Below are 25,858 nucleotides of genomic sequence, written 5' to 3'. Positions count from 1 at the left end.
CTGATTATGACCCACGAATTCGTGTTTGAAGACACTGTGAGAATATACGACACGGATGCCCAAGACATTGCACATTACGCGTCTTACTATCGCTTCTTCACCAATACTATTGAGAAATACATGAAGGATAAGGCCGGGATTCCCTACCCTAACGTGAATGACGAGTTGTGGTTTGTTATGGTAGAGACTCACGCCGTCTACAGGAGACCGGTAAGATTGGGAGACGAGTTGACCGTGATCATCTCTCCCCAGGTTGTGTCCAAGAAAGTTATCAGATTTGATTTGAAGATTCTGGTTAAGGGCACGGTCACCACAGAGGGTTACGTAACCCAGGTAGCAATAAATCCAAAGGTCTGGAAGTCGGTGGAGATACCAGAGGATATTCTGAAGAGGATAGTTGAGGTTTAGTCACTTCATGTTTCCCTGATTACCGTGCTGGCCCATCACCCTTTGACCAGTTCTAATCCTAGGAACCACTGGAATCAAGGCAAGCACCCCCACAAGGCTTCCGAGAACTAGATAAATCTCTGATGTGATCACGTTTAACGTGTAGAGATAGGCGAAAACGAAACTGCCCAGAACCCCACCAAGTGCCTTTCCCGTATACAGGATACCGCTATTAACGGTGGAGAACCTAGTGCCAAAGATCTCTCCTGCAACGTTAAAGTACAAGGTGATCATGGACCCGCCAGCAAATCCCACCAGAACCGTCGTTGGGATCAATTGGCCGACCAGGAGAGTTAAGGAGCCCACCAGCAGGATCGCGTTAAGTATAAGGGTAGTCCTCACTATTCCAACTTTGTCAGCTATCCTTCCCATGATTGGCCTCATCCCACCGCTGAGTAAGGGAAAAATCGAGATAAGGATCGTAAGTTCCTCCGGTGAGAGGTTTTTACCTAGAACAGCAAGTTGAGAGGAGATGGCAGTCAGTGGAATAACTGCGCCCACGAAGGAGACGTAGATAAGCCAGAACTTGGTAGTGAAGATCACCTGTCCTGGTGGTCTTCCCTTACTTGATGCGGGATAACTAATAAGGGACATCAGGACCGTGACCACTACGAGTTCAGAGAGACCTATTGTTAGTGTGACTATCTTGTAATTATCCACGTGAAGTATCAGGGGGTTAGCCACCACCGAGCCTAGTCCAAATCCCATGGATACGATACCCGTGGCAAAACCCATTCTGTCACTAAACCATTTCATGGCCAGGTTTGCTGCTATCCCGTAAAGTATTCCCTCACCAATACTTCCAAGGGACCAGAATACGTAGAAGTAGAGAATGTTAGGCGAGAGGTAAGTTCCAAGAAACCCCAGTGAGGCCAGGACCGATGCCACAATCCCAACGTTCCTAGGACCGTCCCTATCAGCGAAATGACCTCCTAAGGGCTGAAAGAAGGAGGAGAATACACTGAATAGGGTGAAGCCAAGGGCTATCTGCACCACGGAAACAGAGAAGCCTGTCCTCAGGAGAGGCTCCAGGGCATTCCATGAATACTGATATAAGGAGTTGAAGCACATCACAACGAAACCAATTGCTAGGAAGGTCTCTCTTTTCATTGATTCATGAAACCTGTACGTTTTAAAAAGATTTCTTTCAATTAAGCTTAAATAACATAAACATTACTAAATTATTGATATTAAAAATGATCAATAGGGTGATTGGATCCCCCAAGCTTGACAGAGATGTGGGATCCACGCGATAGATAATCACATACACCGTGGAGGCGATATTACGGAGTAGAAGTCCTTATCCATCCATCCCTAGTCTTCCTCAGCCCATTGATCCTTCTTAGCACCATTTCTCGATAACGCATAAATATCGAGAGGTTATCGCACTCAACGACTCCCTCATAAAACGCATCTATTACCACCGTGTTAAATTCCTGGATTTCTCTTTCAACCGACTCCGCATTAACGAAATGCAGATCGATCTGAGCTGGTGGAGTGATAGGCCTCTCTTTTCCCACGACAAGAAGGTCCCAGTCGCTGTAGACCTTGTGGTCGCCACGGGCTCTTGAGCCGAAAAGGATCACCGTGTACCCCTTTCCGCATAGGGAAGAGATGTATTCCCTAACCTCTTCCCTCTCCCTTGCGTATATCTCTAGCAAATCAGATACTATTGAGTAGTCTTTCCATGCATTTGACACACTTCTCACCCTCCTGTCTGTCTAGGTCCACCAGGTTCTCTTCCGGGTACCTGGATCCAGTATACAACATTGAGAGAAAGTTTGCACACTCCAGTAACTCCTCGCTCACTTTAACCTCGTTTAATTTCGCGATTTCCTGGAGCAATCTTTTCAGGGAATGAGTGTAGATAACTGAACCAGTACGTTGAAGAATATATCCCTTGAGTTTCAGCTCCACAGCCATATGCGAATGAAAACACGACTCAGGAAAATAGCCCTTTTCCATCAAGAGAATAGCAACCTCTCTTTCCTTCTCGCTCCTTTCAAACCACTTTGCCATAAATGGTTTCCGTGAAATGCGTTATAAAGGTTCCATGATGGAGCACTTAGGGAGTCGGAAATATCATTTCCCTTTCAACGTGAATCGAGGACGGTATCGTGATCCTCTCGAGATTCACCATGCAGAATTCGGGAGATGGACCCAGCGCTAGCAACCTTCTCCAAAGAGATCCCTTAATCTGCAAAGAGGCATAAAACTTCTCGTATGGAACCCCACGTGGTTTGGAAAACCAGGTTACAACGTCTCGTCTTTGCTTGCTGAACTCACCTGCCTTCAATGCGAGGAGGGTTCCCTTTCCCTCCAAGGAGAGGGAAGCCACCTCATCGTGGACGGAGCGAGTATCCCTCTCAACCGCCTCTATTAACCTGTCTAGGGCTCCAGAATCCTCAATGAAGTACCAATCTTCATACACATCACCAGGAGGCATCCATGTAACTCCAGAGACCCTGTAGCTAGTGGAGAAGAGAAACCCGTGAACCTTGACCCGATGAAAGCTCTCGTGGAACCTAACCAAGTACTTCTCGTACTCCTCCCTTTCCACCCGCGGATCCCTTCTATGCCAGAAGACGTAAGCCTCCACGTTAAGTCGCCAACTTCTTTATGAGTTCGTAGAAGTTCTCATAGGGATGAATCGGGTAAACCTCTATCTCGACTCCGTACCCCATCTCCTTCATGATGGGGAGATTCTCCAGAATTTCGTCCAGTTGCTCGTGTGTATTCACGTCAAGGACCGCGACAACTTCTCTTTTTCCTGACACCTTCCATAACCCCTTGATCACACCTTGCTTCACCCCAGGTAGGGCTGCCTCTGCCTCCCTTTGCCAGATCTGCATTAGATGCCTCTGAGTGAGAGATTCGGGCTGACGAATCTTAAACCAAACTAGGTATAACATATTACAATTTCATTATCTAAGTAAATAAACATTCATTGTATTCCTCTGTGGGTGGATACGTGAGTTATTGCATTACTCCAGTTGCCAGGCTGTGAGGGAGCAGGTTAGGTAATTATTGAGCTTCCAGTGACGCCTCGACAGGTGACCTTGTCACACACTCTCTACCAACGATAAATTACTTATTAACTGGGTAATCTAGTATCAGCCATGACTAGACACGAAAAGTTTTGGACCTCAATTCACGACGTAATCCAGGAGATTGAGGAACATCCCTTCATTAGAGGGCTTGTTGACGGGTCCCTCCCCATGGAGAGCTTCCAACACTACATAGTTCAGGATGCCCTATACCTCAAAGAGTTTGGGAAAGTGTTGCTCATGGCCTCAGTGAAGGCTGAGAACAACGAGCAGAGGGTTAATTTCCTCACTCACGTCCTCGATTCCATAAGGGTTGAGGAGGGACTTCACTCATCCTTTCTTAGAAAGTGGGGCATAAACCTAGAGGCCCAGGAAATGTCTCCCGTGAACAGGGCATACACCTCTTTCCTTCTAAGTGTTGGCTACTCCTCCCCTTTTCCTGAAGTCCTAGCTGCAGTCCTACCGTGCTACTGGATATACATGCATGTGGGCAAGTCGCTGGTGAAGCTGGGATCTCCCGTGGAGGAGTACAGGAGATGGATAAATACGTATGGGGGCGAAGAGTATGAGAAGGGAGTTACGTGGGCTATTAGCCAACTTGATAAGCTTGATGTGGATGCGAGGACAGAAAAGCAAATGATGGAGAATTTCAGGCTTGCCTCTATTTATGAATACATGTTCTGGGACTCTGCATACAGAAAGGAACGTTTCCCATTTTCAGTCAAGATAAATGGAAAAAACCTAATGTTTTAACTTAAACCCCCATAACTCATCAAGACATTGGGGCCCTTCCCAGAGGGGCTTTAGCGCCCAGTGCCTCAGCCACCACCTGAGCCAATCCCGTGTACCATGCAGCAATAGCCGTCAATATACCTACATATCCTCCGGCATGAAATAGTCCCTCGTTTCCTGTCATAGCGCCTATTCCTAGGAGGAAGAAAGTTATCCATAACAACAGGAAGGTCATAAATAGTCCCATGTTTGACTTGAAGGTTCCTAACCACATTACAAAGGTGAATATGCCAAATGCTACCAATACATATCCTATACCAACCGCAGTAACTCCTCCGAAAATCCCCAATGAGGTTAGGAAGAACCATTCCCAGAAAGCTCCATATGTAAAGAAGGCAACATACCCGAACGTATTACCTGCTCTCCATTCCAGTATTCCTGCGAGGAGCTGGGCTAATCCTCCGTAAAAAGCTGCAAGCCCAAGAACAGCATTAACGCCACTCGAAAGTAGCCCTGCATTATATGTACTTAAAACAAGGGTGGTTAAGGCGAAACCAGATAGACCTAGGGGTGCGGGGTTTGCTCTTTTTTGTTCTGTCATGTAAATTCCATCCTTTCTGTCTTTTAGAAAATTTAAATCTTTTCTAAGACTACCATACTGCAACAAGTTTATAATATAAATTTCGAACTTTATTTGTATGTCTCAATCAGAAAATGAATCAGGTCTACCTTTTCAAGAGAAGGTTGTACCAGAGTTACTTAAACATAGGTTAGTGACACCTGAGGAATACCTAAGAATTCACAAGAAGACCGTAGAGAACAACCAAGAGTACTGGGAGTCCGTGGCTAAGGAACTGGACTGGTTCAAGCCATGGGAAAAGGCGCTTGATGATTCACATCCTCCTTTCTATAAGTGGTTTGTTGGAGGAGAGCTGAATGCGTCTTATCTCGCAGTTGATAGGCACGCTAACTCATGGAGGAGAAATAAGGTAGCTATAATCTGGGAGGGAGAGCCGTGGGAAAACGGTCCCAAGGAAGTCAGGAAATTGACGTACCTTGACCTATACCGTGAGGTAAATAGGGCAGCCTATCTCCTCAAGGAAGTTTACGGCCTAAAGAAGGGCGATACCATAGGGATTTACCTTCCCATGATTCCAGAGCTTCCAATATTCATGCTTGCCGCAGCGAGACTGGGGGTAACTTTCACTGTAGTCTTCTCGGGATTCAGTGCACAGGCGGTAGCTGATAGGATGAACGATGCCGACGCCAAGTTGCTTATCACAGCTGATGGTGGTTGGAGAAGGGGGAAAGTGGTGCCCCTCAAAGAGATCGTGGATAAGGCACTCGAGACAGCCACCACAGTGAAGAACGTGTTAGTGGTCAGGAGAACCGGAATAGAGATTAGCATGAAACCTGGAAGAGATGCCTATTTGCACGACGTAATGAGTAAGGTTCCGATTAACGCCTACGTGGAGCCAGAAAGGATGAAAAGCGAGGATCCTCTCTACATTCTTTACACCTCTGGCACCACGGGGAAGCCTAAGGGTATAGTTCACGACACTGGAGGATACATGACTCTCCTTCATAACACCATGAAACTTGTGTTTGACATTAGGGACACAGACGTTTTCTGGTGCACTGCAGACATAGGATGGGTAACTGGTCACTCCTACATCGTGTTCGGGCCCCTTCAGGAAGGAGCGACTGAGGTCATGTATGAGGGAGCCATGGACTTCCCTGAACCTGACAGGTGGGTCTCGATCGTAGAAAGACATCAAGTCTCAATACTTTACACTTCACCCACGGCGATAAGGACATTCATGAAGCAAGGGGAGCAATGGATAAAGAAGCATGACGTTAGTAGCGTAAGGCTCATACACTCCGTGGGAGAGCCTATCAACCCTGAGGCGTGGAGATGGTTCCACAAACTAGTAGGGAGAGGACAAGTTCCCTTTGGTAGCACTTGGTGGATGACTGAAACTGGGGGTATCATGATATCACACACGCCTGGTGGATACCTAGTGCCCATGAAGCCTGGAACCAATGGTCCTCCTCTTCCTGGCATAGAGGCTAACGTATTTGACGAAGATGGAAGACCCATGCCAGAGGAGAAGAAGGGTTACCTAGTGATTACCAAGCCGTGGCCTGGCATGCCCCTAACCATCAACAAGGATCCGGAAAGGTACGTTAAGGTATACTGGAGTAAGTTCCCCAACGTTTTCTACGCCGGAGATTACGCGATCAAGGATAGGGATGATTACTTCTGGATACTGGGGAGAGCCGACGAGGTAATGAAGATTGCCGGACACAGGATTGGAACGTATGAGCTGGAGTCAGCCCTTGTGCAACATCCAGCGATAGCTGAAGCAGCAGTAGTAGGTGTTCCAGACCCCGTTAGGGGAGAGGTGGCTGAGGCCTTCGTCATCCTCAGATCTGGAGTGGAGCCTAGCCCTAAGCTAAAGGAGGAGATAGTGAAGTTCGTGAGGGAGAACTTCGGTCCCATAGCTGTATTCAGGGAAATCCACTTCGTCTCGAAGCTACCCAAGACCAGAAGCGGAAAGATCATGAGGAGGGTAATCAAGGCGGTCGCAACTAACTCTCCCGTGGGTGACGTGACCACGCTAGAGGATGAGGCCTCTGTGGAGGAGGTAAAGAAAGCCTTCCAGGAGCTTAAGGAGCAGGTCGGGAAGTGAAATAGGAGAAATAGATTTTGCCCGCAGTATTGCATATAGCTAAGACATTCTTTTTTAGGAAGTCCTTAGCCTCTTTCTTTACTCCATAATACGCCAGGGTTATCTTTGGGTAGACAGTGATACCGTTTATTGACGCGTTTAACTGAACGTTGAAGCTGATGGAGCTATTCTTCTCATTTACGTTGCTCTGAAGGGAAATGCCGAAACCTGGGTTCTCGAAAGTGATTTCCATTCTTTTCTCCACATCCGTGAGCTTGTCGGGTGGGAACAACACCATGAAGTACCTCAAAAGGTCCTTTCTAGTGAGCTTATACTGTTTGCTTCTCCCAAGTTCCATGATGTCCAGATCACATAAACCCTGGCACTGGGAACCATAACATAGTTGGCAATACTTGGAGAGCAATATCTTGGCAAACAGGTTTCCCATTCCCTCCACGTCATAGTAATACATGAGATCTCCATCCATGATTGCCCTATCGACGAAGTCGGAGTATGGAATATCCTGCTCCTTGGCGTTAAAGAATTGAGTGACGCTGGACTTTCCTCTCACCATCATGTAGTCCTTCAGGTCATACTCCATCTCTAGTAGCTTCATGAGGGGAACCTCCCCTCCCTTCTCCTTAACCTGATCCAGTATTCTAGATGTGGATCCCTTCCCCGACTTCCTCTCCACAATGTAACTCACGTCAACACCCTCCCTGTGAAGCGATCGCAAAGCCTCATCCAGATCATCGTACTCGGGAGTCTTGGGAGTTAAGGTCACGACCAGATACTTTACGCCCTTGGATTCGCTCTTCCTTATTAGTCTGCCGAGTCTCTGATAGAACCTGAGCGGACTCTTGGGTACATCTGTCATTATGAGGAGCCTAGCCTCGGGGATATCAATCCCCTCCTCACCCACGTGCGTAGAGATGATCACGTCCACATTACCGCTCTTAGCCTCGTTAACTATCTGAAGGCGTTCCTCCTTGTTTAACTCCCCGGTTAAAGTCTTAACTCGGTTCACTCCCATGTTATGGAGTATTACCTCAAACTCGTGGGCCGTGGAACGCCTCGCAGTGAAAATCAAGACCGGCCGATGTTCCTCGACGTCGTAGGCCTCGAGTATCTCCTTAAGACTTCGAGCCTTATGTCCCATACCCTCTGAACTGCAGAGAGTCCTCAACGTAACGTTATCTGAAACCTTATCTCTCACGTTTTCCAGACTTTCGCAGAAGGCCGTCTTTCCGTGACTATACAGGGTAAACCTTAGAAAGCTTAACGTCCTCTCGTCCCCTGGGATCTTCCCCTTGAGGAGGGCATCGTACGCCACGTTCTCAACACCGTCCATCTCCGCATCAAAAACATCCGCGATCGCCTTGGGTAAGGTAAAGGAAGGATCTATCTCGGAGAGCTTCTTGAAGTCATAGGCCAGAAGAGAGGGTACCCCAAAGGCCTCCACGAACCTCGAGTCCATGCTATACCTCTTGGAACTGGGTAGGAGGGCAGTGAAACCTATCACTATCCTCGGCTTCATGGAAATTAGGCCCGACATGTACCTCGGATCTCCAAAGGCGTGGTGTACCTCATCCACAATCACCGCATCAACCTTTGGCATGCACTTGGAGGAGGTGAATGGAGTTGACACGACCACGCCCTTTCCTTCTTCGAAACTAGTGCAATTTCCTTCATACTCTTCCCCTACGTCGTTAAAGACCTTGGCCCAAAAGTTATGATACATTTGATCGCAGAGAAGTCTCGTGGGTTCCAGGACCAGGACTTTCATCCCCTTCCCTCTTAGGTAGTCAGCTAGGGCAAGCTCCACTAGGGTTTTACCCGATCCCGTGGGCATGGAAACCACAATGAAACGGCTCTTCCTCAAGTTGTCCAGAACGTCCTGCATGACCTTTTCCTGGTAGGGATAGGGCGCGAAACCAAGGGAATCTCTAAGTTTCTCGACGAAGGTCTCGGAAATACTCACAAAAACTAAGCGAGCTGTAGGGTTAATATTATTGATCCGTTATACCAGGGGCGCATTACAGTAGAGGCAAGTTGTTCTTCCCGCCGGATTAGATCTTGCACACTTGGGACATATCTTAGCTTGAAACGCGCCAAACCTGTTGGGGAGAGTAGCACCGCACCTCCTGCAGTTAGTAAGAATGTCTGGGTTAATCTCTCCGCAACTGGCACACTTAACTTTTCCCATTCTTATCTAATAAAATTCAAGAGAAAGAACTTTTAAATTTTCTGTCGTTAAACTATAGAATTTATATACACACGATGTACACGACGCAATCAAGCTAGCGATCATAGGGTCGTTAAACTATAGAATTTATATAAGACAGAGCACTGATTACGAAATTAGGATCTAATTTCCCTGAGCTTAAGGTACCAGAAGGAGGTTATCAGCCTTAAAACGGCCGAGGTTAATAGAAGCGTCCTTATATCCACAACTAGTCCCAGGAAAGGTATCAGAAGGTTGAGAACAAAGCTGGATAACACGGATCCAGCTAGAGCTCCCAAACCCTGAAGGACAGAGTAAAACCCTAGCGCTACCTTCATGTCCTCTTTGCTGGAGCTGTCGTACAAGTAACTTATGTAAGCTGTGGAACCTATCATGCTTGTGAAACCTGCCACCACCTCAGCGAGATAAATGAAGTAAACGTTTGGAGCTAAGGCGTACGACAATGGAAAAACCGTCAGGAGTGCTCTTCCTAGGAACATGGCCATCCTCCTGTTTCTAGTTATCAGCCTAGCCACCCATCTTCTCATGAGAAGGGAGGAAATGCCCGCAATGACGGAGATTATGGCTATGTTTACGTAGTTCATGTGAAAAATATATATCTGGGCCAGGGGGAAGAGAGGCCAGGCAAAGGACCAGAAGAAGGTAAAAACCGTGGTCAGGGAAAAGAAGCCCCACACTCCTCGGGGTATGTGAAACTTCCTCGCGGGGTCCTCATAATCTACGTCGGAGTATCTGAGAACAAGGATAGTGGACAGGGTGATTATTCCGCTTAGGATAAAGGGCACCTTAATGAGCTGTGTCGAAGAACCAGCGAACAGCCCAGCCCCAATAGTCGCAATTAGCCCTCCAACATTCGCGTATGCCGTATACTGGGTTAGAATTTCCCCCCTTGATGTGGAGCTAAGCTTCTCCATGACCAGGTTCCATCCCATTAAGGACATCCCGAGACCCAGTTCGGCAACACAGTAGGTCAGGGTAATATAGGGCCCAGTAAAGGGTAAAAGTGACATCACTATCCAAGCTATCCCAGAGATGAGGTTTCCACACACGAGCATCATTAACGCTCTGACCCTGAACAGTGCAGTTATGAACTCTGACACGGAAGTTAACACTGTTGAAGCAGAACTTATGATGCCCAGATACTCATTCACAATTCCAGAGGACGCTGCAGTGAAGGTAATGAAGGGCTGTGATAGATTATTGGCCAGACTCTTTAGCACGGCGTACGTTCTCAAAGGCTTCAAGGTTGGGTTCAGATTGGTTACAAGGTATTAATTTTCTGTTCTACTTCTAAAGAATCTCAAGATAATATGATGACCATCTAAGGAGGTGGGAGGATGACGTTGTACTTCCAAAGAACCAGATTACATATAAGTGTGAGGTCTTCCCAGTTTCCACGACTGCATCAGCATTGCGTCCCTAGGATCCACGAGATTCAGGGACAGGTTGTGAGCAAAGCTGTTCTCCCCAAACTTCTCATCGACCATTTCTAGCGTGATCCTTCTGACCTCCCTCTCGTCAGCTATCCCTAGGAGATGAAGATACTCATGAAGAATGACAACATAGAAATATTCGAACAAATCAGATTGTGGGACTTGACTGAGAGGCACCGTATTTACGTAGATCACGTCCTGACCTGCTCTAACAAAGCCTAGAATTGACGGGTTGAACGACGCCAGCTCTATCTCGGCCCTAGCAGATTTTCCGCTCCTTCTAAGTACATCCCTCATAACCTCGTTTAGAACAGAATAGGGTGTTTCTAAGGTTGGCATAACTTACCTTTCTCTTCTACCTTTTTATACCAATGTTAAGATGTAGATCCTGGATAGTTAGTTTACTAAATATTGCAATATTTAAATCTTGACTCACATATGTTCCAAATTAAACCCCGTTAAAATGAACTATGATTATAGATCCATGTACGGCACTAGTCATCGTTTATTTTAGTTTCATGTGTAACTTGAAATGTTTAATCATTAATCTTATATATATGATTGATACAATATAAAGTAGATAAATATGTCAGAGTCGCAGAAACTCGAAAGGCTCATGAAACTAAAGGGAGCAGTGGCAGCAGGTAAGTATACCATGGATGGGAAACTCGCAGAGTATAAGGGGAATCTGCCCAAGGAGATGGCCGAGATGGTAGCCATGATGTGTGCTGCGAACACAATGATGGGGAGGATGCAGGCCGAAGGGTTCACTAAGTTCTCTGGAATGAAGTGGTCCCCGTTCCACGGCTGGGCGGTAGCTGCTGGAGATTATGCCGTATGCGTAATGGGACAGTACGGAGTTTTCGTGGAGATGGCCAAGGCAGACTTCAACGAGATATTCAAGACCCTAATGGAAGTGGCCAAGTAACCTTTCACTTGGTTCAAGTAAGGTTTTTTTCCTTCCCCTTGTAAGAGCGTATATGAGGCTCTTTACCTTCCTAAAATTCGGTGAAACTAGGGTTGGCCTGGAGAGGGATTCCAGGAGACTCGACCTATACGAGGCCTATAGGCTGGTGTATGGGACCAGGGAAGCTCCGGGTTTTCTTCTAGACATGAAGAAGTTGATAATGTTGGGCAAGCCAGTGATGGACGTACTACACGAACTGGAGAGAGAGTGGCCTAGGGAGGCCGAACTTTCAGGTCAACTGGAGTGGTCTCCCCCTGTACCCTTCCCTGAGAAGATCCTCTGCCCCGCAGTTAACTATAGGGCGCACGGCCAGGAGGCTGGAACTCCGCCTCCACCTAAACCCTACTTTTTCACCAAGTTTGCAAGCTCCCTTGTGGGCCACGAAATGCCAGTTGTTAAACCCAAGGTTACTGAGAAGCTAGATTGGGAAGTTGAGCTGGGGATAGTCATAGGGAAACCTGGGAAGTACGTGGAGCCTGAACGTGCCCTGGATCACGTTTTCGGGTTTACAGTGTTCAACGACGTGTCTGTTAGGGATTGGCAATTCCCTGAGGGATGGCCAAAGATCTTGAACCCATATGGCCAAAACTGGGTTTGGGGAAAGGCAATGGACAGGACTACGCCAGTGGGACCTGTAATTGTGACTAGAGATGAGATAAGAGACCCCAACTCCCTCTCCATGATCCTCAAGGTAAATGGTAACGTGGAGCAGAACGGAAACACTAGGGATCTCATATTTAATGTCCAGGAACTAGTAAGTTGGGCGTCAAGGGGCATAACCCTTTCCCCTGGTGACATAATCTCCACGGGAACCCCACCAGGAGTCGGTTTTGCAAAGGGGAAGTACCTCAAGCCTGGGGATGTGATGGAGGCAACCATAGAGGGTATTGGAACACTAAGAAATAAAGTGGAACAGGAATAGAATACTTGGTGGATTTTTTGGACTCGTTCAACTGGCTACTTCTTTCTAGAGCTCTTAGAAGCGTAGGCATAATGTTCGTGACCATATCGAGTTCCCTTTACCTTTCCACGCTCGGTCTCTCACCCGTGATAATAGGGTTGGTATTCCTGGGAATGACCGGCTATATAGCGGGGTTCTCCCTTTCCCTGGGCATGTTGGGGGACAGGGTAGGTTACAAGAAGTCCCTCATTCTAGGAGACCTAATTCCAGCGATTGCCCTAATACTCCTTATCTCCACCAGGAATCCCCTCGTGGTAATTCCGTCAGCGATAATCACAGGTTTAGGCGGAACCGCAGGGGGAGCTAGGGGGGCCTTCTCCCCTGGATTAACTGCCCTAGTGGCGAGGAACTGGAAGGAAGATCAAGAAAGGGTAAGGAGATTGGGAAAGCTAACCTCAATCTCCGCTTTAGCTGGAGCAGGTGGTGGTATACTGCTGAGCTTTCACGATTACCTGCCCTTCGGAAACGTGAATGATTTTCGATTCCTCTTTGGGGTAGCTTCTGGTCTTCTTTTCGCCTCTGCCTTATGTATTCTTAAGGTAGAGGAAAGGAGAGGAGAGAGGAAGAGCACAAAGTTCATGACAAAGGGAAGTTTGAGGTATATCTCTAAGGTAATAGCCTCTAACACCTTATCAGGTGCAGGTGTTGGATTGGCTATTCCCCTTCTTCCCCTCTGGTTCAATCTACGCTTTCATGCATCTCCCTTGATGATAGGGGTTATCTTCACGGGGGCGTCTTTGAGTACCTCCTTAGGGTCCTATATTGCCACTCGTATCTCGAGAAATCCCCTTAGGTTGGCATCCCTGACCAGGATAATGAACGGGGGATTTCTCCTGGCCATGGCGATCTCCCCGCTCCTTCCCCTGGCGGGAGCGCTTTACGTGGTTAGAGGGTTTAACGCTGGTGTGGGTATGCCCAATAGAACCGCAATAAACGTAAGAGGGGTCTCAGAGGACGATTTCGGTACCGCATCAAGTCTTCAAGGAGTCGCCACACGTCTGTCGCAAATGAGTTCTGGATTAAGTGGATACCTTCTTGAGGAAAGCTTTGCATTACCGCTTGAGGTTGGAGGAATGATGCAAGCTCTAGGTGGGATTTTATACTACACACTATTGAGGGAAAGGGAGGAGAGAAGGGAGGAGAAACCTAAGACCGTTTAGTTTCCTATTGAAAGGCTTTAACCAGTCTCCTTAACATACTATCATGGAAAGGATATGGATAGTTAGCTACGCCTATCTAATGTACCTTTTCCTAGCCACGCTCCCTCAACTAACCAATCTTCCAGGGTTCAATCTAGGTATACCCATTCTAGTTCTGATTGCGACCTACTTCTATCATTCCTACGCGAAACTGGGGAGAAGATCGGTCATCTTCTTCGCAATAGGGTTTTCCATTGGTTACCTGTTCGAGTTCTTAGGAGTACATACTGGATTTCCCTTCGGGAGATATTACTATACCTCAGGGCTAGGGTATGAGGTGTTGGGAGTTCCAATCATTATTCCCTTCCTCTGGGCAACCTTGGCTTACTTCTCATTTCTCCCTTCAGGGAATCCCTTCATCTCCTCATGGATCATGATAATGATAGACTTAACGGTAGATCCTCTGTTTTCCAGGTTTGACTGGCACTGGATAACTCCTGGACAATATTTTGGCGTACCCATCTCAAACTTCGTCTCCTGGTATTTCATTTCCCTCCTGATCTACGTAACGTGGAGCAGGAGAGTTACGCTGGTATATAACCCCAAGGCATCTCTCTTCACGTACGGACTGATCCTAGATCTAGCCCTTCAGGATTATTTCGCAGGGCTTGGACTACCAGCATTAATCTCCTTCGGGGTGGCCTCATTCTCTTTTCTGACTTTACATGTACTTGCTCGTAGGTTGAGGTACACCAAATCTGTCAGCGAACATAAAAATAACTAGAGTCCCCGCATTTCTGACCTTATACATGACGTTCATCACGTCATTCTCGGTGAGATCCTCGTCGAGCATTACCCTGCTCACAAACACAAGTTGAGGAACTTCATCGTCAGGAGGAGTGAATCCCACATCAACCTTCATCCTAAGCAATCTGTACCTCATGCTAGTGAGGAACTCCTTTCTTTCGTTAGGAGGAAGGGACTTCAACTGCGACTGGTGATACTGATGAATTCCCACGGCCATCCCCAGTACGTAGACCTTTGAGTCCTTCTCTGGTTTCACTAGCTCCAGTTGGGGTCCACCCTGCTGAGGGGATATTGCCAGGTGTAGAAACTCCTTGGCCTGGGGGACCTCCCTTACATTCAATCCCAGGGATTTAAACACCTTAACTGGGTCCATGGTCTCACCCATACATTGTGCTGGGTCTATTTTCCCCAGCTCCAAATGCATCCAAGAATCTCATAATCACGTAGGTTCCTGCGTTCCTCACTGAGTAGAAGGCGTCGAGGAAGTCGTTTGCCCTAAGACCGTCCTGATAAACCACCTTGCTCACGTTTATTAGCTGTGGAATCTCTTGACCTGGCGGAAGGAAGGCCACGTCCACCTCCATCTCCATGAGGTAATACTTTATCTCGTCAATGAAAGCTTTCCTGCTCGACGTGCTCATTTTCCTGAGCGTGTCCTGGTGAGCCTGATGTACTGCTATGCCCATTCCCACAATGTAGAAAGGTGTCATGTTAGTTGGGCGAACCACGTCGACCACAGGGGCTCCCTGAGGAGGTGAAGCGCTTACATGAAAGTATTCCTTAGCTCCATCTGGGGTCCAAACCTTCATTCCGAGCGAGGTCAGCCACTCCTTAATCTTGTTCTCCATAGGGGAAGATAAATCCAGGAATTAAAAACCCTGTTGAAGATCCTCTTCCACAGCCAAGGCCACATTGTAACCTGGTATTCCTGTAACTTGTCCTCCAGGGTAGGTTCCTGCCCCTGAGAGGTATAGTCCCTTCACTGGCGTCCTATAACCCCATCCCTTGACAGGTCTACCGTCAAAGAGGTAGGGATACCTCATGGGCAGATGATTGAGGTTTCCACCTGGTGCATGATAATACCTCAACGCATAATCTGCAGTTATCTTCTCTTCATAAAGAATCTCTCCGCTAAACATGGACAAGACCTCCTCCCTATCTCCCATGAACTCTAGGACTGGGGCTCCTCTCGTCTCATCTAAGACTGAGGGCATTATAATTTCGCCCACCTCTAGGTCAATTATACCCTGCAAGTATGGCTTGAGATCGTCCCTAACCTTGACTCCATACCTAAATACCACGTTGTACTTGACCCATCCTCCTTTCCCCGGATCCAGTTTCAGGTCCATCAACGGCTCTGTCATCGAGAAAGTAGCAACGGGGCTAATTGCAGACACGACCAAGTCTGCCTTCAATTCCCTGTCTCCAACCTTCACTCCTGTTACCTTGCCGTTCCTAACCACGATTTGATCCACCTTGCTCCTAGTCTTGATCTCCACACCCAGGGATCTAGCTTTCTTCTCTATGAGGCTTGGAATTGTGCCCATTCCGCCTGGAACAAGGGACCACTCGTTATAGAAGTAAGCCACCATATAGGCTGGGGCGTCCTCCATGGAAGGGTATATGAAGTACCTGTGCACCTCCTCAGGGAGATACTCTTTCAGAAAATGAGCTGAGGTGTCCTTAACCATTTCTGGTACGCCCTCCCTCTCTGCTACCTCGAGAATTTTTTCCCTTGAAGGAGGGCTTGAGGTAAAGGTAAACCATGACATGATCTCTTTCATCTTGAAGAGTTTATCCTCAAACTCGGAGAACTTAGGAAAATATTTACCAAGAACCTCTCTTCTCCTCCTTGGCTCACGATAAAACGGTATGAGTTCTCCGTCATATTCAATGGTCTGAAAGATCTCGCTCTCAATTATGGGTATCTCAAATTCCCTTCGTAGAGACTCAGGCATAATCCCTAGGACGTATGAGGCCCTACTTATCACAGCCTTGGCCTCTACCGCGCTCTCAGTCATTCCACCGATCCTGTGAGATGCCTCGAGAACCGTTACGTCTAGACCTAGTTTTCTGAGGTAATAAGAGGCTATCAGTCCGTTATGTCCAGCCCCTATCACTAGAGCTTTCATTTGAACCCAATACTAGGGTAAAGTAAAATCGCTTTTGGAGAAGAATCAGGAAGGGTATGAGCTTAAAATCCCTTAATCTTCTGGTAAAATGTGAAGATAGGACTCATCTACTTCGGTGGTCAATACAACCACCTCATCCTGAAAAACGTGAAGTATCTAGGGGGAAACATTGAAACCATTGATCCCTCCCTACCCCTGGAGAAGGTTAAGGAGTATGATTGTCTCATCTTCAGTGGGGGTCCCCAATCCGTGAAGGAGGAGCTACACAGGATGGGAAATTCACCCCTGTTCGTCAGAGAGGTAAGCGTTCCGAAGCTGGGTATTTGCCTGGGACATCAACTTATAGCCCATGTACTAGGTGGTGTGGTAGACAAGGCAAGTACCCCTGAGTTTGGACTCGTGAGAATTAAGGTAGAGGATCACGACACAATCCTGAGTGGGGTACCCTCCGAGTTTAACGCGTGGGAGAGTCACAACGATGAAGTTAAGACCCCACCTCCGGGGTTCAGGGTACTCGCAAGCAGTGAGACCACGAGGATACAATCCATGGTGAACTCCGATAACTCCATCTTCACAGTTCAGTTCCATCCTGAGGTAAAACACACGGAGCACGGAATACAGGTACTTAAAAACTTCCTTGAAGTATGTAAAGGTAGATGAAGAACAGCGGATCACCTGAGGTGAAAGATTGTACTGGGTGAGGAGAAACAGAATTGGCGGATCCCATATGCCCTCTCACCTGGAGGAGATTCGTGATTGGAAAAGGAAGGGCGTGAGGAAAATACTTGTCCTGGCAGAGGACTGGGAAATAGAGGAAGCATGGGGAAACCCGGAGTACTATTTCTCTCAACTTAGGGAGGAGGGGTTCCAGTTCCTACATGTTCCAGTTCCAGACGGATATGGACCAACCATGGAGCAGTTTCAGGAAATAATGAAATGGTTAGACACGGGAAGTAACGTGGTTCATTGCGTTGCGGGCATGGGAAGAACAGGTACCGTTCTCGCAGGCTACCTGATCCTGAGGGAGGCGATGAGCCCTGATCAGGCAGTGGAGGAGGTCAGGAGGTACAGGCCAGGAGCCGTGCAAACAATGCAACAATTCATGTTTCTTCATGGGTTGACCAAGTCTTGAAACTGGAACAGGATTACCTGGTGAATTTTCTCTACCTGGTTCAGAACCTAATAGCTAGACAGGTTAACCTAGTGAAGCTGGAGGGAGAACCAAGAGAGATATGCGGTGTCGATGTGGCATACAAGGGGGAGGTGGGGGTTGCAGTGGTCGTGTGCGATGGCGAAAACCAGCTAGTAAAGAAGGCTACAGGGAGGGTGGGTTTCCCCTACATTCCAGGTTTACTCTTCATGAGAGAGGCTCCCCTCATGATAAGGGCTCTACAAGACCTTAAACCAGACCTCCTCCTCGTGGATGGACACGGGATAGCTCATCCCAGGAGGAGCGGTATTGCCACGGTACTTGGGGTTCTCCTAAACATCCCCACGATAGGTGTTGCGAAGTCAAGACTTGTGGGAGAGGTTGTAGAAGAGAATGGGGTTAACTACATTGTCCTCAACGGTGAGAAGGTGGGGGTCAAGGTAGGGAAATACTACTATAGTCCAGGCAACCTGGTTAGCCTAGATTACGTAATCAACTTGAGCAGGATGGGTTATCCCAGAGTGCTTAGGGAGGCTGACAGGCTCTCTAAGGTCTATAGAAATGACCTTAAACTCAGCTAAACCCTCGTCGTCACCGATCGGTCGGGCAAGTTTTCATCCCAAAAGGATTAAAGTGTCTGGACTTTAATTGTTAGTCATGAAACGAGTCCTCAGAATACCTAGATTTAACAAGGAGGGAAAGCCTAAGACGCTGGAACTACTGGTGGATTCCCCCATAATGAACGATAAGGGGTTTCCGCAAGAGGGTAAACTACTTCTGGTGATAGATGACGGTAAGAATAGGGTTGGCTTTCAACTCAGTACCGCAGAGGCTGCCCTGCTCTATCAAAGGTTAAGCTATGTGCTTAATGAGTCAGCGAAGGAATACATCCAGATAGAGGAAAAAAGTAAGAGGAACTACCAGTCGTCTAAAAAGGGGAGGGATGTGGAAGAAGAGCAAAGCGAGGAAGTTCCGCCAGAATACTTCGATGATATGCCACCAGATGATCTGCAGTAAGATGATCTTCAGTGAAGCTTACAACTTCCTGGTAGGCAGGGTCAGTTAGTGGTGTAAAACTCCTCTGTATTTTCAGGTAGTAGCCCGTAGCATTCACGGAGCTGTTCTGTCCGGCCATGGCGAAGAAGTTTTCCCTGAACTCGGTTACACCCGGTTCCTGATAGATGAAGGTGAGGTACTTTTGAGTTAGGGCGTTATTGGACGTGAGCTTAACGAGAACGGCTCCGCCATAACTATTGATCACCTCAATTATCCCAGAGAAACCTCCCTGAGCGGTCAAGTTCTCTTGAAGGGATTGCCTCGTGACGTAACCGTTAAGGCTAAATGAGTACAGGTAATTCGCACCCAGTTGAATGGATCCGTTCTGCGCATATGATACGTTGAAGGGTATCATGTTAGGTGAGGTTATTGGAGTGACAAACGCTGAAATCTGCAGTGTCACGGGATAGTTCCCCGCCAGATACATGGAGGAGGAGTAGAACCCGGTCTCATTTGCAATTTCCTTGAAGGTTTCGTCCAGATATGCGAATTGATAGATGTTGTTGAAGGTTTGGGATGCGTAGAATCTTCCTGTCTGGGAGACCGTTGCCATCTCGGTACCATGAAGGAACCTTAGAATTGAGGAGTAAGTGAGGGTGTAGCTACCTCCCTCCTGATAATGAACCCCTGAGAAACCGCCAACAAAGATGGGCGAGGAGTCAATAAACCTAGTATAGGCCTTCACTACCTGCCCAGAGATTAGAGGATTGCTCTGATTTACCCACAGAGCCAGGAACCCTGATAGGTCCCAGTCGAAGGAGGAACTACCCGTTAGTTCCTTCGCAGTTCCTAAGTTAGAGACTGTGACTGTTACGTTAGCATTAGATCCCAGCGCCAGAAGAGGAGTAAGATCCACCTGATAGGGCGTATGAAATGCCAGCGTGTTAATGCTGGGAAGTGGCTTCCACCAGAACAGATCAATACCACCAGTGTATATTGTTTCGTAAGGAGGAACTACTCCTCCGAGGAGACCATCATAGTACAGCAGGATGTCCCTGGTAGCAGGTTCGTTACTGTACCAGAACTCATCTAGACCTCCACCTTCCTCGTAAAGGAAAGCTGACATCCTATACGTGCCGTTAGGTAACTTAACCGAAGAGGTAATAGTGTCCTGATTAGGGTTAAGAATGACGTACGAGTAGTTGTAGTTGAAAGTCCCATTCACGAAGAGAGGTATGAACTCGTTGGGCAAGTTACTCAGGGCCTGTCCTGGGTAGAGGGACAGAGTTATGTTGACTAGATAAAGCCCTGTTATGTTCACCTTTGCGTCATAGAAATTCACGAGGACAGGTTCAAAGGTTACGTTTCCGTGTAGGAGGTTTTCAAACATGGTTAGGTCTACAGAGGCACTCGAGTTCTGAATCTCCTGTGTAGATCCCCAGAACACCGGTATACTGTTCACGAAAATGTAGAAGGGACGATCAAACTGGGTCCCATTCTCTTCCTTCACACTAACATTCATTAGGATGAAACTGTAGGACCCATTGGGAATGTGAACGTTTAAGTAGTAGGGTTTCCACGCCGTATCGTTGAAGACTAAGTTCTTGGCTACCGTGACAGTGACAGGAGTCTCGTTGGGTGGGAGATACCTTACAGCCTCGAAGGAGTAGTACTTCGGATCTAGACCCTGCATCGCCGTTATGTTGTATAGGGTGAAGTTGTGAGGCATGGTTGGTGAAGAAAAAGCCCCTACACCTGGGAGTAACCCCAAGACCAGAACAATCAGGAGAATCCAGGACTTCATTTTCTCACCCTCAGAACAAGGATCAACAGGATAACCACCACGATAGCCAGGGCTATTATGCCCACTTCCAGGTAAGTTATTTCCTGATGAAGTACGGCCTCCGGATAAAGATTGTTCACGGTAAAGGAGACGTTGTACTCGAGTCCATTCTTCAGGACTGCTACATAATGGTAGATTCCGGCGGGCAGAGAGGAGGCATGGAATGGAATATGCAGTGTTAAGGAATTATTGCTCTCGGAGTAGGTAAAGTTCTGAGCCTGTCCGTTCAAGTACACTGAGATTGGCTTAAGGGTAGGCGAGATTGTAACATTCACTACCTCGAAAGACGACGTGACGTTGCTTGTTAGCTCTACAATCCTTGGTGGAGAGCTAGTCGAGAGGTGGGACGAGAGTATGGTTGAGCCCTGTAAAACCACATTTCCACCTGTCACGTTGAAGGCGTAGGTCGAGTTAACTAAAGACGAGATCAGGTTCACGTCAGAATTTATCAAGGTAAGGGCAACGTTAGGGTTCCTGACGCTAGAGCTCACAATGGTCAAGGTGGAGTTAATCGCGTATATCTGTCCTATCTCAGATGACGACACCGTGACGTTGGAGTTTATCACCCTCAGCTCACTCACGGTAGATCCCACTATGTTAACCGAGGTTCCGTAAACTGTGAGGTTTGGCGAATACACCTGGTAAAGGGAGTAGGTATTTCCGTCCTGTACTGCGTAAGGTAATGACGAGTTTCCTCGGATAGTCATTGGTCCCATATAGGTTTGGTCGGTGACGTATAGGTTCTCGGTCGAGAAAGTTGGAGAGCCTAGGGCAGAGCTTCCCTGAACTACCGCAACCCAAGGACCCTGGATAACCCCTGGCTGGCTCCCCCTGAATTGGGCACTGCCTGAGAAGTAGGGAACAGTGAAGTTACCAACCCACTCACCCAGACTCGCGTTATACTGCAGAGGCACCTCGTAGTTCACCTCATTCAGAAGGGATTCGAACGTGGTCCCAGAGGGCATTAGGGTCAGGGTAAACATTCCTTGGGTGACGAGAGTTCCATTCTGGTAGGTTATCTTGACCTTAATGGGCACGTTTTCACCCTGATATAGGTAAGTTGGCATCAGGATGGTGGATTTAACGGAAGGTGATACGTAAAACCAGGTAGTGAAGTTCCCATCCTCCAGACCCACGGATGTGTTAACCACAGCATGATATACGACCTTGTACACCCCAGGCGTGAAATTGCTAGGTATCGTGAAGTTAGCCTCCTTTAACCCGAAAAGTATGAACACACCATATTGTGCCGTATCAGGGGCAGAGATCATGGGAACTTGAGCAACTAGCCTATTCCCTTGGTACACGTATGCCGTTACGTTTGAGGAGAATAGACCTAGCCCGAAGCTACTTATGGTCTCAGCGAAGAAAGTCACGTTCTCGCCAGGGGATACACCTGGCATTCCTGAGATTGTCGATGGATATACTGTCCCGTAAACTGCGTCCCCAAAGTAAAGGTATGTATAAGTTGACCCTCCCGTGGTATTGACCACTAAGAGATACGTTCCCTGAGGCATGTTAGGAAGTAGGGAGAACTGACCGTTATAGATGCCAGGCATTTGCGATTGTAGTAGGGTGAAGTTAAGCAGAGCCTTCCCGTTCTTTATGAGATAACCTGTTACGGACATATTCGAAAGCGGTGTCCCATTAGGTGCCGTTACCTGAACCTGGACAGGTACAGGTTCGTTGGGAGGTATGGGGAGGGAGTAGGGGAAGGGAATCGGTTGCGAGATAACCACTGAATCACCCACGTCTACATCGGTTTGTGCTACGCCTGAAATACCGTTAGACGACCCCTTAACCACAATGGACCAGATGTTGGGTGGACCTCCTTGCACCTCAAACATACCGTTCCAGTAAGTCCCGTTAAACTGCAGGGGAACTTCCATGAGTAGGCCATTAGTCGTATAGATGTAGGCAGTAAAGTTTCCGGAGTTCACAATGTCACCGCTCTCATTGGTGATGTATGAAACTATCCTCACTGTGGAATTATAGGGATACCATGGGTAGGTTTGATTGGTAGAGAAGGTGGATACTGAGATCTTGAGCTGGGGCTGTTTCAGATATTCCTTGACGGCTTTTAGAAGTCCCGGATAGTTGGGAGTACCAAGACCTGTCACCATGTTATAACCTGAGGTTGCGGTGTAAATTCCGTTGAAGCCCACCGTCACCTGATGGAAAGCCTGGGAATACAGAGTTGAATTGGAGTATATCCAGTACAGTATGGGGTTGAGAAGACCGAGGGACTCATTAAGTTGAGAATCTAGGTCTGCTGTCACGCCAGCCCAGAGAGGGGAGGCTAAGCTTGTTCCACCAATAACCTCCTCGACACCCTCAGCGTAAATCACCAATCCAGTGTAGGGATTTGCATCTGCACTCACGTCAGGGACCTCCCTATAGGAGGCGTTTAGATACTGATTCTGATACCAAGGTGCTGGGAAAAGGGTACTCATCCCCCCTCCCGATGAAACGCTGGTCACTCCTGGCTCAAAGTACTGTGGAAGGACTCCCCAGGCAGTTTCAAATCCATAGGTCACATTCGCATCCTTGTTTTCTAAGGAACCGGACGTGGAGTTAACGTAAAGTGATGTACCTCCCACCGCAGTGACAAAGGGTGAAGATGCTGGAAAGTTAACTCCACCGTAACTTGTTAAGGTTCCGCCATAGGCCCCATTATCACCGGAAGAGGCGAAGAACGAAACCCCCTCTGCAGTCCCAAGTGCGAAGTAGTAGTCTAGGTAAGGATAATTGGGAGTACTACCCTGAAAATACGCGTAAAATCCTGATGCGCCGATCAGGTTCTCGGGGAGACCCCAGCTCATGGATACCACCTGGGCAAGGTCCTGAGACACCACGAGATCTACAGCCTCAAACAGGGCTGACCCAGCGTTGGATGCTACCACTGCTATCACATGGGCGTAAGGAGCCATCGCGTGAACTGCCTCCACATCGAGAGCCGTCTCTACATCCCAGGAGGTGAAAATTCCATAGATAGGGTGATATGGACCCACAGGCAGTATCGTGAGATTTATGGGGGGAAGACCGTTCTGCGTGTCGAATGCCTTAAGGTCCTGAGTTAACTCGGGATCTCCATAGGCATCAATGACAGCTACAGTTACGTTCTTACCTCCTGGCATTGCTCCATAGGCCTGTGAGATCTCCCTTCCCGTATAATATGTCGCGGAGAACTGGAACCCATAGTAGCCTGAAGGTGAGGATAGCCTAAGTCCTCCATTGCTTATGTTTCCCAGGACTACCAGGTCTGGCTTTATCAAGGTGTAATTGGTGAGTCCCATTATGAGAGAGTTACTAAGAACTCCGGGAATCACTGGTGACGTAGCTGGCCTGTAATAAAGGAGACCTCCAGTTTTATAGATTGAGAGAGAGGTACCGAAGACCCTTTCCACGTTAGACGCGTTAGAGACTGCCATTACAGAGAATGGACTGCTGTACACGACCTGGAAGCCGTGAGCTTCCAGATAGCTCATAATCTGTTTCTCCTTTTGAACGTTACCGAACATGGATATGATCTCTGACCTGTTTAAAGGATGTATCTGATGATTACCTATCTCCTGCACCAGTAGGTACAGGTAGTTCATGTTCTTTGGGGGTATGAAAATCGAAATGCAGACTTGAGCTGTTGAGGGTAACTGTCCTTGAAGGATACCCTGATACTGGGGTCCGTAATATGTAGCATATGAGTTCGCTTGAATGGGAACTAATGGACTAAGAACAATCACGAGCACCAACAATAACGCAAGTTTCATGCGTTAAATAAGTTAAGGACAATATATTAACTTTTTGAAAATATCAAATCAATTCTTGATTTAGGCCCAATAAAGGGTTAAAATCAAACAAGTTCTTCAAAAAATTACAGTTGACTTAGAAGGCTCTGTAGGTAGGAGAGAAGTAGGGATTCGCTGGCAATGTGAGCGTAATTGGTTTCCATCACCAGGTACTGTCCTGACACTGACTCTAATACCAAGGTGTTATTGTTGATTGGATTTGGATTCGCGATAAAGTATGGTGCTCCGTTAAGGTTACCTTGAGCTATCACCGAGTTCATTCCGGTGTATTCCTTAAGGTTTTCATAGAAAGTGAGAGATTCGTTGTATTGTGCCTGTGCCTGAGAGGGGGTATTGAATTGGGTTACCTGGACAGCCAAGACTGAGGAACTATTGGCGTAGATAGCCAAATAACCAGTGCTAACGTTAAGTTTCCATTGCTTGAACATCTGATACTTTGACTGAACGTTACTCATGTTGAAGTTTCCAAACTTGGTCTGGAATTTACCCAGGAATCCACTACCCACTCCGTTGGAAAGATTAAGGGAATTCAATGCCGTATAGTTAACGTAAGACCAGTAGGCCAACTTCATCTCGTTTACGCTTCCAAATATAGATGGTGGCTGTACAAGGGCGGATTGCGAGTTCTGAATGTCTTGGTACTGGTTCATGAACAGGTTGAGGGATGCTGAAGAAGGATCATTCACGCCCGTTACAATCACGCCCACTAGATGTTGTCCGTCATAGCCTAGTGCAATGCCATAACTGGAAATGTTACCATATACGTACTCCAGGTTCCCGCTCTTATTAACGTTGAAGTTATACCCAGCAACTAGAATGAGAGCAAGTTTCCTGAAGTCCTGAGTGATGTTCGGCGAATTCACCTTAGACACGAAGGTTATGGCAGTAGAAGTACTATTGTGTACCAAGACTTCCGCGAAAGTAGTTCCTACCATCTGGGAGAAATTGCCAAGGTATTGGGAAGTTAAGGTATTCATCGGGGCTAATCCCGATAGATTATTCAGTTCCATCCACGCTCCCACAGTGTACCCAGAGATTCCTGTTGACGCCTGGGCCTGAACTGGGGAAAGTAGAATAGTGCTACTGGGTGCACTCGCTAGATTCACCTTAGCTTGCTGAACCGCTGAATGCTGTGATGTCATCTGCAGAAAACCTACTACTGCGACCGCTATTACAAGGATCGCTATTACTCCTATCACTAAAGCTTTGTTCATGAGAGAGATGTCCTTAGGGTTGTTTAAAAAGATTGTCAAAATAGGTTAGAATTTACGTCCTAGTAAACAGCCGAGTTGTTGCCTCCATTTCACTAAACAATATTCAATCTAAGCTTTGAATAATCATTCTATCCCTTTAATTTCTAAAAGTTCTCTCGTGATGGTCAGAGCCAAAAAGATTTATATCTGTAATCCGATATCGATATTTAGATAGGAAATGTTTCACCACGGATTTGGTCATAGGGGTCATAGGAGAGGACTGAGATT

27 protein-coding genes are annotated in these 25,858 nt (G+C 47.4%); 11 read left to right on the top strand and 16 right to left on the bottom strand.

The window, feature by feature from the left end; all coding sequences use genetic code 11:
* Window positions 1–6: 6 nt before the first annotated feature.
* Window positions 7–408 carry a thioesterase family protein gene (locus ACI49J_RS04715; protein WP_275691867.1) on the top strand — a complete coding sequence of 134 codons (402 nt, stop codon included), beginning with the start codon at window positions 7–9 and terminating at the stop codon, window positions 406–408.
* Here ACI49J_RS04715 and ACI49J_RS04710 read toward each other — a convergent pair whose 3' ends face one another.
* The 5 genes from ACI49J_RS04710 to ACI49J_RS04690 all read right to left on the bottom strand — a co-directional run bounded on the left by ACI49J_RS04710 (window position 409) and on the right by ACI49J_RS04690 (window position 3,359).
* Complete coding sequence (locus ACI49J_RS04710) at window positions 409–1,557, bottom strand: OFA family MFS transporter (RefSeq protein WP_240253025.1); 1,149 nt, start codon at window positions 1,555–1,557, stop codon at window positions 409–411. It abuts the gene before it with no gap.
* A gap of 173 nt (window positions 1,558–1,730) precedes the next feature.
* A complete protein-coding gene (locus ACI49J_RS04705; RefSeq protein ID WP_240253024.1) occupies window positions 1,731–2,147 on the bottom strand; it encodes a nucleotidyltransferase domain-containing protein in 417 nt (138 codons plus the stop codon).
* Complete coding sequence (locus ACI49J_RS04700; protein WP_240253023.1) at window positions 2,110–2,466, bottom strand: HEPN domain-containing protein; 357 nt, start codon at window positions 2,464–2,466, stop codon at window positions 2,110–2,112. The genes ACI49J_RS04705 and ACI49J_RS04700 overlap by 38 nt, the downstream gene beginning before the upstream one ends.
* 46 nt (window positions 2,467–2,512) lie before the next feature.
* Window positions 2,513–3,046 carry a hypothetical protein gene (locus ACI49J_RS04695; protein WP_240253020.1) on the bottom strand — a complete coding sequence of 178 codons (534 nt, stop codon included), beginning with the start codon at window positions 3,044–3,046 and terminating at the stop codon, window positions 2,513–2,515.
* A 1-nt stretch (window position 3,047) separates the two neighbouring features.
* The gene (locus ACI49J_RS04690) at window positions 3,048–3,359 is read right to left on the bottom strand and encodes a muconolactone Delta-isomerase (RefSeq protein ID WP_048060092.1); all 312 of its coding nucleotides are present in this window, start codon (window positions 3,357–3,359) and stop codon (window positions 3,048–3,050) included.
* 207 nt (window positions 3,360–3,566) lie between these two features.
* Here ACI49J_RS04690 and tenA point away from each other — a divergent pair, with 207 nt between their 5' ends.
* Window positions 3,567–4,247 (top strand): thiaminase II, encoded by a 681-nt coding sequence (tenA, locus tag ACI49J_RS04685; protein WP_240253017.1) that lies wholly within the window; start codon window positions 3,567–3,569, stop codon window positions 4,245–4,247.
* Between the two features lie 19 nt (window positions 4,248–4,266).
* On the opposite strand, the gene ACI49J_RS04680 is transcribed toward tenA, so the two are convergent.
* Window positions 4,267–4,827, bottom strand: coding sequence for an acetate uptake transporter (locus ACI49J_RS04680; RefSeq protein WP_240253008.1), 561 nt, complete (start codon window positions 4,825–4,827; stop codon window positions 4,267–4,269).
* 97 nt (window positions 4,828–4,924) lie between these two features.
* Between ACI49J_RS04680 and acs the strand changes: the two genes are divergently transcribed.
* Window positions 4,925–6,919 carry an acetate--CoA ligase gene (acs, locus tag ACI49J_RS04675; protein ID WP_240253007.1) on the top strand — a complete coding sequence of 665 codons (1,995 nt, stop codon included), beginning with the start codon at window positions 4,925–4,927 and terminating at the stop codon, window positions 6,917–6,919.
* Here the strand turns inward: acs and ACI49J_RS04670 are convergent.
* The 4 genes from ACI49J_RS04670 to ACI49J_RS04655 all read right to left on the bottom strand — a co-directional run bounded on the left by ACI49J_RS04670 (window position 6,897) and on the right by ACI49J_RS04655 (window position 10,915).
* Window positions 6,897–8,879 (bottom strand): DEAD/DEAH box helicase, encoded by a 1,983-nt coding sequence (locus ACI49J_RS04670; RefSeq protein ID WP_240253006.1) that lies wholly within the window; start codon window positions 8,877–8,879, stop codon window positions 6,897–6,899. The two genes, acs and ACI49J_RS04670, sit on opposite strands and share 23 nt — an antisense overlap.
* Before the next feature lie 39 nt (window positions 8,880–8,918).
* Window positions 8,919–9,104: a double zinc ribbon domain-containing protein gene (locus tag ACI49J_RS04665; RefSeq protein WP_240253005.1), complete on the bottom strand. Its 186-nt coding sequence runs from the start codon at window positions 9,102–9,104 to the stop codon at window positions 8,919–8,921.
* A 155-nt stretch (window positions 9,105–9,259) separates the two neighbouring features.
* Window positions 9,260–10,387 (bottom strand): MFS transporter, encoded by a 1,128-nt coding sequence (locus ACI49J_RS04660; RefSeq protein ID WP_240253003.1) that lies wholly within the window; start codon window positions 10,385–10,387, stop codon window positions 9,260–9,262.
* 120 nt (window positions 10,388–10,507) lie between these two features.
* On the bottom strand, window positions 10,508–10,915 hold the full coding sequence (locus ACI49J_RS04655; protein ID WP_240253002.1) for a hypothetical protein: 408 nt from the start codon (window positions 10,913–10,915) through the stop codon (window positions 10,508–10,510).
* Between the two features lie 247 nt (window positions 10,916–11,162).
* Between ACI49J_RS04655 and ACI49J_RS04650 the strand changes: the two genes are divergently transcribed.
* The 4 genes from ACI49J_RS04650 to ACI49J_RS04635 all read left to right on the top strand — a co-directional run bounded on the left by ACI49J_RS04650 (window position 11,163) and on the right by ACI49J_RS04635 (window position 14,427).
* A complete protein-coding gene (locus ACI49J_RS04650; RefSeq protein ID WP_240253001.1) occupies window positions 11,163–11,504 on the top strand; it encodes a DUF2173 family protein in 342 nt (113 codons plus the stop codon).
* A 52-nt stretch (window positions 11,505–11,556) separates the two neighbouring features.
* The gene (locus ACI49J_RS04645) at window positions 11,557–12,465 is read left to right on the top strand and encodes a fumarylacetoacetate hydrolase family protein (RefSeq protein ID WP_240253000.1); all 909 of its coding nucleotides are present in this window, start codon (window positions 11,557–11,559) and stop codon (window positions 12,463–12,465) included.
* 71 nt (window positions 12,466–12,536) lie between these two features.
* Window positions 12,537–13,664, top strand: coding sequence for an MFS transporter (locus ACI49J_RS04640; protein ID WP_240253486.1), 1,128 nt, complete (start codon window positions 12,537–12,539; stop codon window positions 13,662–13,664).
* 43 nt (window positions 13,665–13,707) lie between these two features.
* Window positions 13,708–14,427 carry a carotenoid biosynthesis protein gene (locus tag ACI49J_RS04635; RefSeq protein ID WP_240252999.1) on the top strand — a complete coding sequence of 240 codons (720 nt, stop codon included), beginning with the start codon at window positions 13,708–13,710 and terminating at the stop codon, window positions 14,425–14,427.
* Here ACI49J_RS04635 and ACI49J_RS04630 read toward each other — a convergent pair.
* The 3 genes from ACI49J_RS04630 to ACI49J_RS04620 are packed head-to-tail and all read right to left on the bottom strand — an operon-like array spanning window position 14,365 to window position 16,582.
* Entirely contained in the window at window positions 14,365–14,823 is a 459-nt protein-coding gene (locus ACI49J_RS04630; protein WP_240252994.1) for a DUF2299 domain-containing protein, read from the bottom strand. The two genes, ACI49J_RS04635 and ACI49J_RS04630, sit on opposite strands and share 63 nt — an antisense overlap.
* Before the next feature lie 4 nt (window positions 14,824–14,827).
* Complete coding sequence (locus tag ACI49J_RS04625) at window positions 14,828–15,298, bottom strand: DUF2299 domain-containing protein (protein ID WP_240252993.1); 471 nt, start codon at window positions 15,296–15,298, stop codon at window positions 14,828–14,830.
* A 21-nt stretch (window positions 15,299–15,319) separates the two neighbouring features.
* Window positions 15,320–16,582, bottom strand: a complete 1,263-nt coding sequence (locus ACI49J_RS04620; protein ID WP_240252989.1) for an NAD(P)/FAD-dependent oxidoreductase — start codon at window positions 16,580–16,582, stop codon at window positions 15,320–15,322.
* A 90-nt stretch (window positions 16,583–16,672) separates the two neighbouring features.
* Between ACI49J_RS04620 and ACI49J_RS04615 the strand changes: the two genes are divergently transcribed.
* From ACI49J_RS04615 to ACI49J_RS04600, 4 genes are all read left to right on the top strand, one after another.
* A complete protein-coding gene (locus ACI49J_RS04615; protein WP_240252988.1) occupies window positions 16,673–17,242 on the top strand; it encodes a GMP synthase subunit A in 570 nt (189 codons plus the stop codon).
* 28 nt (window positions 17,243–17,270) lie between these two features.
* Window positions 17,271–17,714: a protein-tyrosine phosphatase family protein gene (locus ACI49J_RS04610; protein ID WP_240252987.1), complete on the top strand. Its 444-nt coding sequence runs from the start codon at window positions 17,271–17,273 to the stop codon at window positions 17,712–17,714.
* Window positions 17,715–17,716: 2 nt separating this feature from the next.
* On the top strand, window positions 17,717–18,313 hold the full coding sequence (locus ACI49J_RS04605) for an endonuclease V (protein WP_240253484.1): 597 nt from the start codon (window positions 17,717–17,719) through the stop codon (window positions 18,311–18,313).
* 76 nt (window positions 18,314–18,389) lie between these two features.
* On the top strand, window positions 18,390–18,749 hold the full coding sequence (locus ACI49J_RS04600) for a hypothetical protein (RefSeq protein ID WP_012021312.1): 360 nt from the start codon (window positions 18,390–18,392) through the stop codon (window positions 18,747–18,749).
* Here the strand turns inward: ACI49J_RS04600 and ACI49J_RS04595 are convergent.
* The 3 genes from ACI49J_RS04595 to ACI49J_RS04585 all read right to left on the bottom strand — a co-directional run bounded on the left by ACI49J_RS04595 (window position 18,661) and on the right by ACI49J_RS04585 (window position 25,591).
* Window positions 18,661–20,532, bottom strand: a complete 1,872-nt coding sequence (locus tag ACI49J_RS04595) for a peptide-N4-asparagine amidase (protein ID WP_240252981.1) — start codon at window positions 20,530–20,532, stop codon at window positions 18,661–18,663. The genes ACI49J_RS04600 and ACI49J_RS04595 overlap by 89 nt on opposite strands.
* Window positions 20,529–24,338, bottom strand: a complete 3,810-nt coding sequence (locus ACI49J_RS04590; RefSeq protein WP_240252979.1) for a protease pro-enzyme activation domain-containing protein — start codon at window positions 24,336–24,338, stop codon at window positions 20,529–20,531. The genes ACI49J_RS04595 and ACI49J_RS04590 overlap by 4 nt, the downstream gene beginning before the upstream one ends.
* A 104-nt stretch (window positions 24,339–24,442) precedes the next feature.
* Window positions 24,443–25,591: a hypothetical protein gene (locus ACI49J_RS04585; protein WP_240252977.1), complete on the bottom strand. Its 1,149-nt coding sequence runs from the start codon at window positions 25,589–25,591 to the stop codon at window positions 24,443–24,445.
* Window positions 25,592–25,858: the final 267 nt, after the last annotated feature.

The sequence above is a fragment of the Metallosphaera sp. D4-4 genome (assembly GCF_046245145.1).
GTDB classification, from domain to species: Archaea; Thermoproteota; Thermoprotei_A; order Sulfolobales; family Sulfolobaceae; genus Metallosphaera; species Metallosphaera sedula.
Note: the sequence above shows the minus strand (reverse complement) of the source record. Positions and strands in the feature narration are given on the sequence as shown.